We start from the raw sequence: 14,803 nt of genomic DNA, 5'->3' as shown, positions 1-14,803 counted from the left end.
GGCACAACCATTAACAGACTCACCACCAAGGCAGAACTCGTCAATCACCCTGAATGCTGGCAGGCAGTGAATGATATTGCCCCTTGAAATACAGCAGGGGCTCGACAGAAGCAGTCTCTTCCAGGCTTAACGCCTTTACCTTGCCAATCACGATCAAATGATCACCCGCGATGTGTTCAGCGTGGATTTCGCAATCCAGCCAGTGCAGGCTACCGTCGATAACAGGATTTCCCAAAGGTGAGTTCTGCCACTCAACGCCGAGCCACTTGTTCGCGCCCTGCCGAGCAAACCGGTTGGATATGCTGACCTGATCGCCGGACAGGATATTGACCGCGAACCGACCCGCGCGTCGAATCTTGGGGTAGCTGTACGAGTCGGATTTGACGCTGAAAGAGACCAGCGGCGGGCTCATCGATACGCTGTAGAACGACTGACAGGTAAAACCAATCGGCTCGCCATCGACGTTTGAGGTGATGACGGTGATACCGGAAGCATAGTGCCCAAGAGCTTCGCGAAAGCGCAGGGGGTCTATGGTGGAGCTGGGAACAGACATGGCAGATCCTGAAATCAAAAATCCAGATAGAGCGTGACTGGAGAGGCTGGCAGCAATATGTCAGGCGGCGAACGTGAGCCGGGGTCTTTCCAACCCCAGCCCATTACCAGCAGCGTGATTGATCTACACGTTCAATCATCACTGCCCGCACGCCACTACATCCTCCAATTGCTAGGCAAGGAGCTCCTGGCGAACAATTTCCGCGCCGGCGCTCAAGGCGCTCAGCTTCCCTCTGGCCAGCTCTCGAGACAAAGGCGCCATGCCGCAGTTGGTGCACGGATAAAGCTTGTCTGCATCAACAAACTGCAGCGCCTTGCGCAGGGTACTGGCAACCTCCTCCGGTGTTTCTACCGTATTGCTTGCCACATCAATGGCGCCCAACATCACCTTCTTTCCGCGGATCAGCTCAATCAGGTCCATCGGAACATGCGAGTTTTGGCACTCCAGCGAAATCATATCAATCTTGGATTTTTTCAGTTTAGGGAACGCTTCTTCGTATTGGCGCCATTCCGAGCCCAGCGTTTTTTTCCAGTCGGTATTAGCCTTGATGCCGTAGCCATAGCAAATGTGAACCGCCGTTTCACATTTCAGACCTTCTATGGCTCGCTCCAATGTGGCAACCCCCCAGTCATTCAGTTCATCAAAGAACACGTTAAAAGCAGGCTCATCAAACTGGATAATGTCGACACCTGCAGCCTCGAGTTCTTTGGCTTCCTGATTGAGAATCTTGGCGAATTCCCAGGCCAGCTTTTCGCGGCTTTTGTAGTGCGCATCGTAAAGCGTATCAATCATGGTCATGGGCCCTGGCAGTGCCCATTTGATAGGTTGATCCGTCAGTTGCCGTAAATAGATTGCGTCCTCAACAAACACAGGCTTCCGGCGAGCAACCGAGCCAGTGACAGTCGGTACACTGGCATCGTACCGATCACGAATCCGAACAGTCTCCCGCTTCGCGAAATCGACCCCATCGAGGTGCTCAATAAAGGTGGTTACGAAGTGCTGACGAGTTTGTTCACCATCACTGACAATATCGATGCCGGCGCATTGCTGCTCATGCAGTGACAGGCGCAATGCATCGCGCTTGCCATCGCGCAGTGCGTCCCCTTCAAGCTTCCAGGGTGACCACAGCTTCTCCGGTTCCGCAAGCCAGGATGGTTTGGGCAGGCTGCCCGCAGTTGACGTAGGTAATAGTTTATTCATGGTAAATCGTGCCGTGTATCCTGGTTATTTAAAGAGAGCAACTGGCAGACCACTGCTCAAGCAGATCCCGGTAGGGCTTGATAAAACGCTCTTCAGCGAACTTCCCCTGCGCAACAGCAAGCTCGCTGCGTTCCTTTCGGTCATAGACAATGCGGGTCACTGAGTGATCCGGATTTTGCAAGTTGGGTTGATAGCACTTCCCGGCAGCAGCGTTCGCGTTATATATCTCGGGCCGATAGATCTTCTGGAAGGTTTCCATGGTGCTGATGGTGCTGATCAGCTCCAGATCGGTGTAATCGTTAAGCAGGTCTCCGAAGAAGTAAAACGCCAGCGGTGCAACGCTGTTTGGCGGCATGAAATAGCGGACAGCCAGCCCCATCTTTTTGAAGTACCGCTCAGTCAAAGAGGACTCATTGGCTTCATATTCAAAGCCCAGCACAGGGTGCTGGTTTCCCGTCCGATGGTAGATCTTGTTATCCGAAACACTCAGGCAGATCACTGGCAACTTCTTGAAATGCTGTTTATACGCACCTGAATCAACAAAATACTTGAATAACTTGCCGTGCAGATCGCCAAAATTGGCGGGCACGCTGAAGCCGGACTGCCCCTTGTTGTGATCCGGCAACACTACGCTAAAGTCGTAATCGCGCAGGTAGGATGAAAAGTTGTTGCCAACGATCCCTTCAATGCATCTGTCAGTCTTTTTATCAAGGATATTGGTTTTCAATATCTCAATCGCAGGAAAGCTGTCAGCCGCCCCTGTTGCCTCGACCGTCATTTCAACAGAAATAATTTCCAGCTCGATTGCGTACCGTTCGCCCTTGGGATTATCCCAATGTGCCAGCGCGTTGAAGCGGTTATTAATCATCCTCAAGGCGTTGCTCAGATTCTCCTGGCGATTTTCACCACGCGCCAGGTTGGCGAAATTGGTAGTTATCCGCGTGCTGTCGGAGGGGTGGTAATTCTCATCAAAGGGAATGCTTTTGATGGCAAACTCAAACTCGGTATTCATGGCAGTCGGTATCCTGACGTCTGGAAACCCCTGAATGCAGCAACAGCCCATCAGGGTTCTCAATTTCCTTTTCTGATGCGCACACCAGGGAACAGATGGCAGTTTAAGTCAGCCTTAAATTGAACAAAACTGAACGTATTTCACCGATGTATTAGTTAAGCTCATGATGGCAAAAATACCCTGACAGGATCCCCGCCAGAGCCGGGCGGGCCGCCTGACGCCGCGATGTCTGAGCGGATATGCGCCCCGCACCGGCAGCAAGCAATCGCGCAGGGTGAACGAATCAGGGGCAACACTGCCGGCAGGGCAATGCGATAGCGATGCCGTCGGTAGATCGACGGCAAGGCTCTGAGGCGTCGCAAACCGGCTGCAGCCTCAATCTATGACGGTAGGCAGGGCTTCTCGCAGGCAGCGCGACTGAGGAAATAAGGCCTAGCGCAACACTCGAATATGGCAGGTAACTTCTTCACGGTCGGTATAGAGCTGCTTGCAGGCAACTTCTGCCCTGATGCCGGCCGCCTCGAGTGCGTCCTGAATATGCGCCAGGCACTGGACCACCTCCGGGTAGCGCTGCTTCATTGGCAGTTTGAAGTTGATGATCAGTTCGCGGCAAAGTTTCTGGGTAATCCATTTGGCGGCCAGGGCGCTGCTGCGGGCGGGCTTGTCGACGATGTCGCAGACCATCCAGTCAACAGTGCGTTTGGGCTTGTACATGTAGCCGTCGGCCTGCACGTGCTCGACCTGTCCGCTGTCCATCAGGCGGCGATCCATCGGGCCGTTGTCGACGGCAATCACCTTCATCAGCCGGTTGACCAGCTGCCAGGTCCAGCCGCCGGGGGCGGCGCCAAGGTCGACCGCTGTCATGCCTGCCTTGAGGCGCACGTCCCAGTCATCACGCGGGATAAAGTGGTGCCACGCCTCTTCCAATTTCAGCGTCGAGCGGCTCGGCGCTTCTTTCGGTACGCGCAAACGGGGAATCCCCATCGGCCAGGGCGCGCCATTGTCAGCCCAGGACCAGCCAACAAACACCTTCTGGCCACTCTCGAAGCACAGGTGCAGGCGCGGCAGCTCGGTCTTGTTCGGACGCACAAACCGGGTTTTGGTCAGCGCGCGCTCGAGCGGCCCCTTGAGCTTTTTGGTCAGCGCCGCGAGCGCCTTGCCATCATTGGTATCAGCGGTTTCCAGCCAGATCAGCGAGGCAATCGGGCCCTGGGCACAGGCGGTGATAATGGGGCTGACGCGATCTTCCGGATCGAGATCGACCCAGCTGCCCAGAGCCCACTGACGAACGAAGATCAGTTGCTGGAAATCAATGGCCCGCATCAGTTGCTCGGCATCGCCCGTCTCCGGACAGACAAAACGCACCAGCGCGCTGCCGTCACGGGTCACGGGGTAGCCGGCAATGCCCTGCTCGTTGGCCAGTTCCTGCATTTCCGCAGCGGCTTCGCCCTCGAAGCCTGGACGGCAATGTAGTAACAGTTCCTGCATGATTCGCTCCCGAAAGGTAATGGGGCGCTACTCTACAGGCAGACCGGCACAGGTTGAAGCGTCAGGCAGCAATAGACGACGGGTTGCCGATTTCCACTGCCCAATGCGCAAGCTCACCTTCATCGCTGGCCGCCAGCCAAAGCCGATCACCCAGACGCTGATGCACGCTCCGTAGCTGCGCCGCCAGCGCTGCCGACTGTTCGGGTTGAGGCAGCACCAGTGACAGCGCCTTATAGGCAGGAAGCCGATCCAGCGCAGCAACCAGTTCACGCTCCGCATCGTGCAACTCGATCTGCAGCGCATCAACCGGGAGGCTGCAGGCCAACCCCAGATTGTCGACCAGCGGGCCTCCACTCACTGCCAGCAGCCGTCTCAGTGCTGTACGCTGCAACCGGTTGTAGCTGCGCTCGCAGGCCGCAATCCATACCGGGGAAAGCGGCTGCGTCAGTTGCGGCTCATTCAGCTCGACCCACTCCACCCCGTGTTTGCCGAGGGCAAGCAGCAGATCGTCATAGGCGTCCAGCAAGCCATCCAGTTGCTCAAGCCCCGCCTCGCTCCCATCACTGAGTGACCACAGCAACGACAACGGCCCCGGAATAACCGGCTTGACGTTGAATCCGCAGGCCCGGGCGCTGGCAACCCGTTCCAGCAACCCGTCGAAGGGTGGCATACCGGCTGCGGCGATGCTGACCCATGCCATACCTGCGTCAGCCTGCTGGTGCCAGCGCGCTGACTCCTGCGCAAGTGATACCGCGGGACCGGTTTGGTGCAGCAGCATGGGATGCCTCCTGATCGCTCAACAAAGTGGGCGATACTCGCCCGCGGCGAGCACTGAATCAAACTCATCTTGCTCATGCTATAGTTCGATTTTTCTCATATAGACCCACTGCCATGCTTGAACTCCGCCACCTGCGCACCCTGACCACCCTGCGCGAGGCAGAAAGCCTTGTTGAAGCCGCCGAGCGCCTGCATCTGACCCAGTCGGCCCTGTCGCATCAGATCAAGGATCTGGAAGAACGGCTTGGCATGAGCCTGTTTGTGCGCAAGAGCAAGCCGGTGCGCTTTACCAGCGCAGGTCTGCGGCTGCTGCGTCTGGCCGACAGCCTGCTGCCCCAGGTGCGTCAGGCCGAGCGCGATATTCAGCGGCTTGCGGGCGGCCAGGCCGGGCGCCTGCATATGGCCATCGAGTGTCACAGCTGCTTCCAATGGCTGATGCCGACTATCGATCAGTTCCGCAACGCCTGGCCCGAGGTCGAGGTCGACTTTGCCTCGGGGTTCTTCTTCGCTCCGCTGCCGGCGTTGGCCCGTGGCGACCTGGACCTGGTTGTCACCTCAGACCCGCTCGATATCCCCGGCATCAGCTATGTCCCCCTGTTTACCTACGAGGCCCTGCTGGCGGTCAGCAACCAGCATCCGCTGAGTACCCGTCACCACATCAGACCCGATGATCTGGCCGGTGAGACGTTAATCACCTACCCGGTTGAGCGCGAGCGCCTCGACGTTTTCAAGCAGTTTCTTGAACCCGCCGGAGTCGAGCCGGCAGGTGTGCGTACTGCCGAGATGACGGTCATGATGATGCAGCTGGTGGCCTCCGGTCGCGGTGTGTGCTGCCTGCCCAACTGGGCGCTGGCCGAATATCTGCACAAGGGCTACGTCAGCGCCTGCCGGCTTGGACCGGACGGCCTGTTCGGCACCCTTTACGCTGCGGTGCGTGAAGACATGATGACAATGCCCTATCTGCAGGACTTTCTGCTTACCGCCAAGGACACCTCCTTTGCGACGCTTGAAGGGGTCAGCGCGAGGGGCAACGACTGAGCCCATTCGGGTGAAATGGCACTGCGCCGCCGTGCCACTACTTATCCGTATTTTCCCAGGCACAACAGGAAGTTAGCGAAGAAACCTCAGACTCTGCTTATCTCAATATCGAGACAAGCCGCCCGGATAACCCATCCGGGCGACTTTACCTTACACGCAAGCCCCCTACCGTGAGCCTTCTGCGCACCTTGCGCAGCCATTCCAACAACAAGACAAAAGGACTCACAGGATGAATGCACAGATGTTCAAACTGGCCACACTCGCGCTCGGCTTGTCGCTTTCCAGCATCGCGCTGGCCACCAACCCCGGTGGTGGTGGCGGCACCGGCAACCCGGCTACCGGGACCGGTTTCCCCGGCGTGAGCAGCTTCAGTGCCGATGGCCCATTCGCGACGACCAGCGGCAGCGCGGGCAGCAGCTGCACGGTGTTTCGCCCGTCCTCCCTCGGCGAGAACAACCGCAAACACCCGATCATCGTCTGGGGCAACGGCACCACTGCCTCGCCCAGCACCTACGCAGCCCTGCTTGAGCACTGGGCCTCGCACGGTTTCGTCGTGATCGCAGCCAATACCTCCAACGCCGGCACCGGCCAGGAAATGCTGGGTTGCGTCGACTACCTGACCACCCAGAACAACCGCAGCAGCGGCACCTATGCGAACAAGCTGGACCTCAACCGCATTGGCGCGGCCGGGCACTCCCAAGGCGGTGGCGGCACCATCATGGCGGGGCAGGACTACCGCATCAAAGTCACTGCGCCGTTCCAGCCGTACACTATTGGTCTGGGCCACAACAGCAGCTCGCAATCCAATCAGAATGGTCCCATGTTCCTGATGACCGGCAGCGCCGACACCATCGCCAGCCCGACCCTGAACGCCTTGCCAGTCTACAACCGCGCTAACGTGCCGGTATTCTGGGGTGAACTGTCCAGAGCCAGCCATTTCGAGCCGGTCGGCAATGCGGGCGACTACCGTGGCCCCTCAACCGCCTGGTTCCGCTACCATCTGATGGACGACGCCAGCGCCGAAGACACGTTCTACGGCAGCAATTGTGACCTGTGCAGCGACCGCGACTGGGATGTACGTCGCAAGGGCATCAACTGATGCCCGCGCCATCCCGATCGCCGGGAGGCTGTCGGGATGGCGACACTTGAGTGCCCGTCGGTGGTGTATCCTCTGCCCAGCCTAAAACACAGAGGAATCCCGATGACCGACTCCCCACTCAAAGTCGCCCTGGTTACCGGTGCCGGCACAGGCATTGGCCGAGCTACCAGTATTGCCCTGCTCAAGGCTGGCTATCACGTGGCCCTTACTGGTCGCAACGCCGACAAGCTGCAGCGCAGTCTCGAAGGGCTCGACGAGCTTGCCAATAATGCTCTGGTGATCCCCTCCGATGTGCGCGACCCGTCATCCGTGAAAGCGCTGTTCGACCAGGTACAGGCAACCTGGGGGCGGCTGGACGTGCTGTTCAACAATGCCGGTACCGGCGCGCCGCCGTTACCGCTGGAAGAGCTGCCGTTCGACGCCTGGAAGGCCACTATCGACACCAACCTGACAGGCGCCTTCCTCTGTACCCAGCAAGCCTTTCGGCTGATGAAAGCCCAGACGCCGATGGGCGGACGCATCATCAACAACGGCTCGATTTCAGCCACGGCTCCGCGCCCGAACTCCGCCCCCTACACCGCGTCCAAGCACGGGATGACCGGCCTGACCAAGTCCACCTCGCTGGATGGTCGCAAATACAACATTGCCTGCGGGCAGATCGATATCGGCAACGCCGCTACCGAGATGGCTGCTCCCATGCAGCGCGGCATACCGCAGGCCAATGGCGAGATCATGGCCGAGCCGGTGATGGACGTGGAGCATGTCGCGCAGGCGGTTGTTCAGATGGCCGAACTGCCACTGGAGACCAACGTCCAGTTCATGACCATCATGGCAACCAGGATGCCGTTCATCGGCCGCGGCTGATACACAGTCGAGACGTCTGATCCGGCCGCTTGCGGATCAGACGAAAGCGTTCATTGGCGAGCCGATGACGCGTGGTTACAAATTCACTCGCATTACTACTGGTGATTCACACACGGGACACTTTCATTCTTGGTATCAGCATTGCTACCATGCAAGCCGAATACGAAGAAGAAACCTAAAACGCCAGGAAAGCACCGAATGACCAGTCAGCAGACTCCCCTCTCCCTTGCCCTCTCAAAACGCAAATCCGACGAACGCGCGACGCCGATATCGGCCTTTCGCATGGCACGCAGCTGGTGGCTGGAAGGCCGCCGTCTGAACCTGTCGCAACTCGCGGAAGAGCTGGGTATCGGACGAGCCACACTGATGCGCTGGGTCGGCAACAAGGATTTGTTGATGGGCGAAATTCTGTGGTCGCTATACAAGCGTATCTACGATGAAGCCATCGCCCGTGCCGAACAGACTCCCAACCTCACGGGCATCGACTATCTCACGCAGATCTACGAAGACATCAATGTTGCATTGATCAACGCGCGCCCCATGTACGATTTTCTGCAAGCCGAGCCGCAATGGGGCCTGCAATTGCTCACTGCCCGCGCCTCAGGCTTGCAGGAGCGCCTGATCAGCACCTGGCAGCAAATGTTCGAAAAGGCGATTGCGGCTGGTGAAATCAAGCCAGAGATGGATGCCCAGAGCCTTGCCCTGTACATCGTGCGTATCGGCGAAAGCGCCATTTATTGCGACCTGATCTGCGGCCGTAAACCCGAGCCAGGCCCGGCTACCACGGCGTTCCGCCTGCTGGTCAACGGTCATCAGCGCTAAGACGCGATTTGTCTGGTGGAGAGTCTCCGCGCGTCGGTAAATGAGCTCACGGAGAACGCTGCGCGGTTCTCCATGCTACCGCCCCCGCAACACGCCATCATCTCCGCAGGGCGGAGAACGCCGCAGGCTTCTCCGCGCGTTGGCACATGACCCCACGGAGAACGCTGCGCGGTTCTCCATGCTACGACGCCTGGCGCAGCGGCCAGTCAATAATGAAGGCAGCTCCGCCCAGCTCCTTAGACGTTTCGACCCGTGCGTAGCCGCGGTGCCAGTAGGCAATGCGGCGAACAATGGATAACCCCAGGCCATAACCACCACTGGCACGGGTACGGCTGTCGTCCAGCCGAAGGAAGGGAGTAAAGATGCGCTCGCGGTAGGCCTCCGGAATCCCGGGACCGTCATCTTCCACAGTCAGCCTGCAGCGGCCGTTGGCAACGCGTGTAGTCACCTTGACCCGCGAGGCCGCATGACGCAGGGCATTGCTGACCAGGTTGGTCAGTGCCCGATGCAGGTAACGCTCCTCGGCGTCCACCACATTGGCTCGGCCATGGGACAGATCCTCATGCTCCAGCTGCACGCTGGCAGCCAACGGCAACAACTCGGTCACAACCTGCTCCACCGTCGCCAGCACATCCACCGGCTGCAGTACCAGAGCCGGCGCGCCCTGTTCAAGACGGGCGTAGGTGAGAATCTCGTCGACCAGTTTGTCCAGTTCGGTCAAATCACCGTCCATGCTGTCGAGATAGCGTTTCAGATCAGCTTCACTGCTGGCTGTCTCCACCATCTCCAGACCGAAACGCAAGCGCGCCACCGGCGTGCGCAGCTCGTGCGAGACGGCTCGAATCATCTCCTGTTGAATACGCATCATGCGTTGCAGGTGGCCGGCCATATCATTGAACGCCCGTGCCAGACTGCCAACCGAGTCGCTGCCGATAGCCTCCGCCCGGGCATCCAGATTACCGCGCGCCAGATGGGTCGCTGCCGACTCCAGATTCATCAGCCGCTGCTCCAGCTGACGCACCAGCAGGTAGATCAGCAGACCACTGAGCGACAGCGCCAGCAAGCCGGTCATCAGCAGCATCTCAGGCGGATACTCCTGCATCTGATAGATCGGTCCGAGGCTGACTACCCAGTTGGTATCCGGGATTTTCATATACATCATCACCGCGTTGCCGTCCGGCCCCAGGCTCAGCACGGTATCGAACTCATCCAGACGCCGGCGTTGGTCGGCATCCAGATCGGTTTCATTAAGGCGGGTGAGATTGAGCGGAAAGCCGAAACCCTTGTCTCGCCGCAGTCGCTGCAGCCAGGTTGGCATGTCACTTTCAGGGTGCCGCACCAGCTCGTCGGCAATCAGAAACAGGGTAGCGCGACCCAGTTGCTCGGAGATCTTCTCGATATCGGCGGTCAGCACCTGCTGCTGGCTGAGGTCCACCAGACTGTATACCCGGACCTCGGATGGCGCGCTGCTGAGCACCAGCACACGCCCCTGAATCAGCCGCGACCAACTGCTCGACTCCAGCCCCAGGTCGTCCAGCTGGCGCAACTCCAGGGGCACACCGATCAGCCGCATCCACACGGCCAGCGCTTTCTGCCGCTCGGCTTCGTCCATCGGCTCCAGGTTATCTGCCATCAGGCGGAAAGTGCCTGTCGCCATGCGCTCGCGGTAATCCTCTGCGCGCACATCGTTGATCATGCGGATGCTGACCAGCGCCAGCAGGGAGACGGCGACCAGTACCAGCAACATGCCGCCGTAGATGCGCAGAAAGATCGAGTTCACGGCTGATCCGGGCCGGGGCTGACGAACAGATAGCCCTTGCTGCGTACGGTCTTGATCAGCCGCGGCAGATCGGGATCATCGCCGATCTTGGGGCGGATACGCGAAATACGCACATCGATGGAGCGGTCCTGACCGTCATACTCGATACCACGCAGAGCGATAAAGATCTCCTCACGGCTGAGAATGCGGCCAGCGTTGCTGGCCAGCAACCAGAGCAGATCAAACTCGGCACCGGTCAGCTCGATCAACTCGCCGCGCAGCCACGCCTCACGACGGTCGTTGTCAATGATCAGCTCACCAAACTCCAGACGCGTCGGCGCCTCGCTGGTTTCCGGCTCGCTGGTTCTGCGCAACAGCGCACGGATGCGCGCCAGCAGCACCTGCGGGCGGACCGGTTTGCTTACATAATCGTCAGCACCCAGCTCCAGGCCACGAATCTGGGCCTCGTCCTCGCTGCGTGCCGTCAGCATCAGGATCGGCCGCAGAAAACCTGCCGCACGGACCCGCTCGCAAATCGAGTGCCCGTCCTCGCCCGGCAGCATCAGGTCAAGCACGACCAGCGCCGGCTGGGTGTCGAGAATTCGCTGCACGGCAGCGCCGCCATTCGCCTCAACCGCAACCTGAAGCCCCTGAGCCTGCAAAAACTCGGCAATCAGACCCGCCAGCTTCTGGTCGTCCTCAACAATCAGGATGTAACCGCTGTCTGCCTCCACCCATGCCTCCCGCTCGCTGAACTACTCAAATCAGCCGGCGATTGTAGCACTCGCTTGCCTTCAGGCCACAGCCCCTGACCCAGAGCACTGGAAACAGCTTCTTCCGGCGCTGACATCAATCTGAAAACAAGAAAAAGGTAAACACTAGATATAGTATTTTTTTCTTCAAGCCTGCAAACCCGCACCAGCTCTGATCTGCGCCGAGGTCAATGCGGTTATGCGATGAAATCGACAAATAATCGCCTTGCCACACTCGAGAACACACACTATCTTGTGCCAAACGAAAGGCAGACATCTACATATTGATCAAATAGTCACCAGCAGCCGTAAGCCGCAGCTGACTGTCTGCCGCTTGAACAGCACGTCCCGAGCTGGCTGCGCCAGCTTGCGCAAATATCTACATATTGTGTTAACGACCAAAAAGGAGCATGTCATGCAGGTCACCCCTTCCGCCGCTGACACCACATCATCCGCGCGGCACGCAGACGGCGAACAAAATTCGGACCTGCAGCTGAGCGCCCCAGGACAGCTTCGCGTCATCAAACGCAACGGCACACTGGTGCCCTATACCGACGACAAGATCCGTATCGCCATGACCAAGGCGTTTCTGGCAGTAGAAGGCAGCCAGGCCGCGGCCTCTTCGCGGATTCGCGAGACCGTCAATGAACTGACCGATGTGATCAGCGCGATCTTCAAGCGTCGCCTGCCCTCCGGCGGCACCCTGCATATCGAAGAGATTCAGGATCAGGTCGAACTGGCGCTGATGCGCTCCGGCGAACAGAAGATCGCCCGTGCCTATGTACTCTATCGTGAAGAGCACGCCCGCCAGCGCCAGGCGCGCCAGAGCGTCGCAGAAGCCCACCCCAGCATCCGCATCACCCTGCCCGACGGCAGCCGCGAGCCGCTGGATCTGGGCCGTCTGCGCACCGTCATCGCCGAAGCCTGCGAAGGCCTGCCGGAAGTCGACGCCAACCACATCGAACAGGAAACCCTGAAGAACCTGTACGACGGCGTGACCCAGGTCGACGTGAACACCGCGCTGGTAATGACCTCCCGCACCCTGGTCGAGCGCGAACCGAGCTACAGTCAGGTCACCGCCCGTCTGCTGCTCGACAACCTGCGTGCCGAAGCCCTCAGTCACCTCGAGATTGCGCCCAGCGCGACCCACGGCGAGATGGCCGAGCTGTACGCCAGGACGCTGCCCGCCTACGTCAAGGCCGGTATCGACTACGAACTGCTGGACGCCAAGCTGGCCGACTACGACCTGGAGCAACTGGGCGCCGCGATTGACCACAACCGCGACCAGCTGTTCGGCTACCTCGGCCTGCAGACCCTGTACGATCGCTACTTCCTGCACCGCGACGGCACCCGTATCGAACTGCCGCAGATCTTCTTCATGCGCGTCGCCATGGGCCTGGCCATTGAAGAGCCACAGAAGAACGAACGCGCCATCGAGTTCTACAACCTGCTGTCCAGCTTCGACTACATGGCCTCCACGCCGACCCTGTTCAACGCCGGCACCCTGCGTCCGCAGCTGTCGTCGTGCTACCTCACCACCGTGCCGGACGAGCTGTCCGGCATTTACAAGGCCATCCACGACAACGCCATGCTGTCCAAGTTTGCCGGCGGCCTGGGTAACGACTGGACGCCGGTCCGCGCCATGGGCGCCTATATCAAGGGCACCAACGGCAAGAGCCAGGGCGTTGTGCCCTTCCTCAAAGTCGTCAACGATACCGCCGTTGCGGTCAACCAGGGCGGCAAACGCAAGGGCGCGGTCTGCGGCTACCTGGAAACCTGGCATCTGGATATCGAGGAATTCCTCGAACTGCGCAAGAACACCGGTGACGACCGCCGCCGCACCCACGACATGAACACCGCGAACTGGATTCCAGACCTGTTCATGAAGCGCGTGTTCGAAGACGGCCAGTGGACCCTGTTCTCGCCCTCCGACGTGCCGGACCTTCACGACCTGACCGGCAAGGCCTTCGAAGAGCGCTACGAGTACTACGAAGCGCTGACCGAGTACGGCAAGCTGAAACTGCACAAGAAAGTGCGTGCCGCCGACCTGTGGCGCAAGATGCTCAGCATGCTGTTCGAAACCGGCCACCCGTGGCTGACCTTCAAGGACGCCTGCAACCTGCGCAGCCCGCAGCAGCACGCCGGTGTAGTCCACAGCTCCAACCTGTGCACCGAGATCACCCTGAACACCAGCGCGGACGAAATCGCTGTCTGTAACCTGGGCTCGGTCAACCTGGTCAACCACATTGTTGACGGCAAGCTCGACACCGCCAAGCTGGAGCGCACCGTGCGCACTGCGGTACGCATGCTCGATAACGTCATCGATATCAACTACTACTCGGTACCGCAGGCGCGTAATTCCAACCTCAAACACCGCCCGGTTGGTCTGGGTCTGATGGGCTTCCAGGATGCCCTGTACCTGCAGCACATCGCCTACGGCTCAAACGAAGCCGTCGCCTTTGCCGACCAGTCGATGGAAGCCATCAGCTACTTCGCCATCCAGGCCTCCTGTGATCTGGCCGACGAACGCGGCAGCTACTCCAGCTTCGACGGCTCGCTGTGGTCGCAAGGCATCCTGCCCTATGACTCGCTCGACATTCTGACCGAGCAGCGCGGCGCCAAGTACATCGAAGTGGACCGCAGCGTCACCCTGGACTGGGAAGCGGTGCGCGAGCGCGTCAAGAAAGGCATCCGCAACTCCAACATCATGGCCATCGCGCCGACCGCGACCATCGCCAACATCACCGGCGTTTCGCAGTCGATCGAGCCGACGTACCAGAACCTGTACGTCAAATCGAACCTGTCCGGCGAGTTCACCGTGATCAATCCCTATCTGGTACGCGACCTCAAGGCACGCGGCATGTGGGACGCGGTCATGGTCAACGACCTCAAATACTACGACGGCTCCGTACAGCAGATCGACCGCATCCCGGACGACCTCAAGGCGCTGTACGCCACCGCGTTTGAAGTCGAAACCAAGTGGATCGTCGAAGCCGCCAGCCGCCGCCAGAAATGGATCGACCAGGCCCAGTCGCTGAACCTGTACATCTCTGGCGCCAGCGGCAAGAAGCTGGACGTGACCTACCGCATGGCCTGGTTCCGTGGCTTGAAAACCACCTACTACCTGCGTGCCCTGGCTGCCACCAGCACCGAGAAATCGACCGTCAACACCGGCAAGCTGAATGCCGTCGCCAGCGGCGCAGAGCCGGCGCTGAGCGCAGCACCTGCTGGCCCGGCGCCGGTGCCGAAGGCGTGTTCTATCGATGACCCGGACTGCGAGGCCTGCCAATAAGGCAGGCCCAGCGGCAAGCCTCAAGCTGCAAGCGACAAGCAGTCCGAGTAAGCGCCACCGTCATTGCCAGACACAGCTCCGAGCCCAAGAGCAGTCCCGCTCGGAGCGCTTAAAACACAGCGTGATTTCCATCCCTCGCGTCATTCT

Annotated in this window: 12 protein-coding genes; 5 read left to right on the top strand and 7 right to left on the bottom strand. The window is 59.5% G+C overall.

All coding sequences use genetic code 11. From position 1 onward, the window contains the following. Window positions 1-40 precede the first annotated feature (40 nt). From B7O88_RS03970 to B7O88_RS03950, 5 genes are all read right to left on the bottom strand, one after another. On the bottom strand, window positions 41-553 hold the full coding sequence (locus B7O88_RS03970; protein WP_088273873.1) for a flavin reductase family protein: 513 nt from the start codon (window positions 551-553) through the stop codon (window positions 41-43). Between the two features lie 171 nt (window positions 554-724). Next, window positions 725-1,753, bottom strand: coding sequence for a methionine synthase (locus B7O88_RS03965; protein ID WP_088273872.1), 1,029 nt, complete (start codon window positions 1,751-1,753; stop codon window positions 725-727). 28 nt (window positions 1,754-1,781) lie between these two features. After that, window positions 1,782-2,765: a DUF1852 domain-containing protein gene (locus tag B7O88_RS03960; protein ID WP_088273871.1), complete on the bottom strand. Its 984-nt coding sequence runs from the start codon at window positions 2,763-2,765 to the stop codon at window positions 1,782-1,784. A 432-nt stretch (window positions 2,766-3,197) separates the two neighbouring features. Further along, on the bottom strand, window positions 3,198-4,253 hold the full coding sequence (rlmM, locus tag B7O88_RS03955; protein WP_088273870.1) for a 23S rRNA (cytidine(2498)-2'-O)-methyltransferase RlmM: 1,056 nt from the start codon (window positions 4,251-4,253) through the stop codon (window positions 3,198-3,200). 61 nt (window positions 4,254-4,314) lie between these two features. After that, the gene (locus tag B7O88_RS03950; protein WP_088273869.1) at window positions 4,315-5,031 is read right to left on the bottom strand and encodes a 5-methyltetrahydropteroyltriglutamate--homocysteine methyltransferase; all 717 of its coding nucleotides are present in this window, start codon (window positions 5,029-5,031) and stop codon (window positions 4,315-4,317) included. 113 nt (window positions 5,032-5,144) lie between these two features. Between B7O88_RS03950 and B7O88_RS03945 the strand changes: the two genes are divergently transcribed. The 4 genes from B7O88_RS03945 to B7O88_RS03930 all read left to right on the top strand — a co-directional run bounded on the left by B7O88_RS03945 (window position 5,145) and on the right by B7O88_RS03930 (window position 8,853). Next, a complete protein-coding gene (locus B7O88_RS03945; RefSeq protein ID WP_088273868.1) occupies window positions 5,145-6,068 on the top strand; it encodes a LysR family transcriptional regulator in 924 nt (307 codons plus the stop codon). A 229-nt stretch (window positions 6,069-6,297) separates the two neighbouring features. After that, window positions 6,298-7,167: an alpha/beta hydrolase family protein gene (locus B7O88_RS03940; RefSeq protein ID WP_088273867.1), complete on the top strand. Its 870-nt coding sequence runs from the start codon at window positions 6,298-6,300 to the stop codon at window positions 7,165-7,167. A 102-nt stretch (window positions 7,168-7,269) separates the two neighbouring features. Then, the gene (locus B7O88_RS03935; RefSeq protein WP_088273866.1) at window positions 7,270-8,031 is read left to right on the top strand and encodes an SDR family oxidoreductase; all 762 of its coding nucleotides are present in this window, start codon (window positions 7,270-7,272) and stop codon (window positions 8,029-8,031) included. Window positions 8,032-8,229: 198 nt separating this feature from the next. Next, window positions 8,230-8,853, top strand: a complete 624-nt coding sequence (locus B7O88_RS03930) for a QsdR family transcriptional regulator (protein WP_088273865.1) — start codon at window positions 8,230-8,232, stop codon at window positions 8,851-8,853. 181 nt (window positions 8,854-9,034) lie between these two features. Here the strand turns inward: B7O88_RS03930 and B7O88_RS03925 are convergent, their stop codons facing one another. Beyond that, a complete protein-coding gene (locus tag B7O88_RS03925; RefSeq protein WP_088273864.1) occupies window positions 9,035-10,633 on the bottom strand; it encodes an ATP-binding protein in 1,599 nt (532 codons plus the stop codon). Further along, on the bottom strand, window positions 10,630-11,346 hold the full coding sequence (locus tag B7O88_RS03920) for a response regulator (protein WP_088273863.1): 717 nt from the start codon (window positions 11,344-11,346) through the stop codon (window positions 10,630-10,632). The genes B7O88_RS03925 and B7O88_RS03920 overlap by 4 nt, the downstream gene beginning before the upstream one ends. A gap of 433 nt (window positions 11,347-11,779) precedes the next feature. On the opposite strand from B7O88_RS03920, the gene B7O88_RS03915 reads away from it, so the two are divergent. Further along, window positions 11,780-14,656 (top strand): ribonucleoside-diphosphate reductase subunit alpha, encoded by a 2,877-nt coding sequence (locus B7O88_RS03915; protein ID WP_088273862.1) that lies wholly within the window; start codon window positions 11,780-11,782, stop codon window positions 14,654-14,656. Window positions 14,657-14,803 lie beyond the last annotated feature (147 nt).

The organism is Halopseudomonas aestusnigri (assembly GCF_002197985.1).
In the GTDB taxonomy this organism is placed as follows: domain Bacteria; phylum Pseudomonadota; class Gammaproteobacteria; order Pseudomonadales; family Pseudomonadaceae; genus Halopseudomonas; species Halopseudomonas aestusnigri.
The sequence above is the reverse complement of the archived record's forward strand: the minus strand, read 5'-3'. Positions and strand labels throughout refer to the sequence as shown.

What these genes read in the sequence shown, in the direction of transcription:
- B7O88_RS03950 (WP_088273869.1), bottom strand. Translation starts at nt 5,031, where the DNA reads ATGCTGCTGCACCAAACCGGTCCCGCGGTATCACTTGCGCAGGAGTCA.
- rlmM (WP_088273870.1), bottom strand. Translation starts at nt 4,253, where the DNA reads ATGCAGGAACTGTTACTACATTGCCGTCCAGGCTTCGAGGGCGAAGCC.
- B7O88_RS03960 (WP_088273871.1), bottom strand. Translation starts at nt 2,765, where the DNA reads ATGAATACCGAGTTTGAGTTTGCCATCAAAAGCATTCCCTTTGATGAG.
- B7O88_RS03915 (WP_088273862.1), top strand. Translation starts at nt 11,780, where the DNA reads ATGCAGGTCACCCCTTCCGCCGCTGACACCACATCATCCGCGCGGCAC.
- B7O88_RS03970 (WP_088273873.1), bottom strand. Translation starts at nt 553, where the DNA reads ATGTCTGTTCCCAGCTCCACCATAGACCCCCTGCGCTTTCGCGAAGCT.
- B7O88_RS03945 (WP_088273868.1), top strand. Translation starts at nt 5,145, where the DNA reads ATGCTTGAACTCCGCCACCTGCGCACCCTGACCACCCTGCGCGAGGCA.
- B7O88_RS03930 (WP_088273865.1), top strand. Translation starts at nt 8,230, where the DNA reads ATGACCAGTCAGCAGACTCCCCTCTCCCTTGCCCTCTCAAAACGCAAA.
- B7O88_RS03935 (WP_088273866.1), top strand. Translation starts at nt 7,270, where the DNA reads ATGACCGACTCCCCACTCAAAGTCGCCCTGGTTACCGGTGCCGGCACA.
- B7O88_RS03940 (WP_088273867.1), top strand. Translation starts at nt 6,298, where the DNA reads ATGAATGCACAGATGTTCAAACTGGCCACACTCGCGCTCGGCTTGTCG.
- B7O88_RS03965 (WP_088273872.1), bottom strand. Translation starts at nt 1,753, where the DNA reads ATGAATAAACTATTACCTACGTCAACTGCGGGCAGCCTGCCCAAACCA.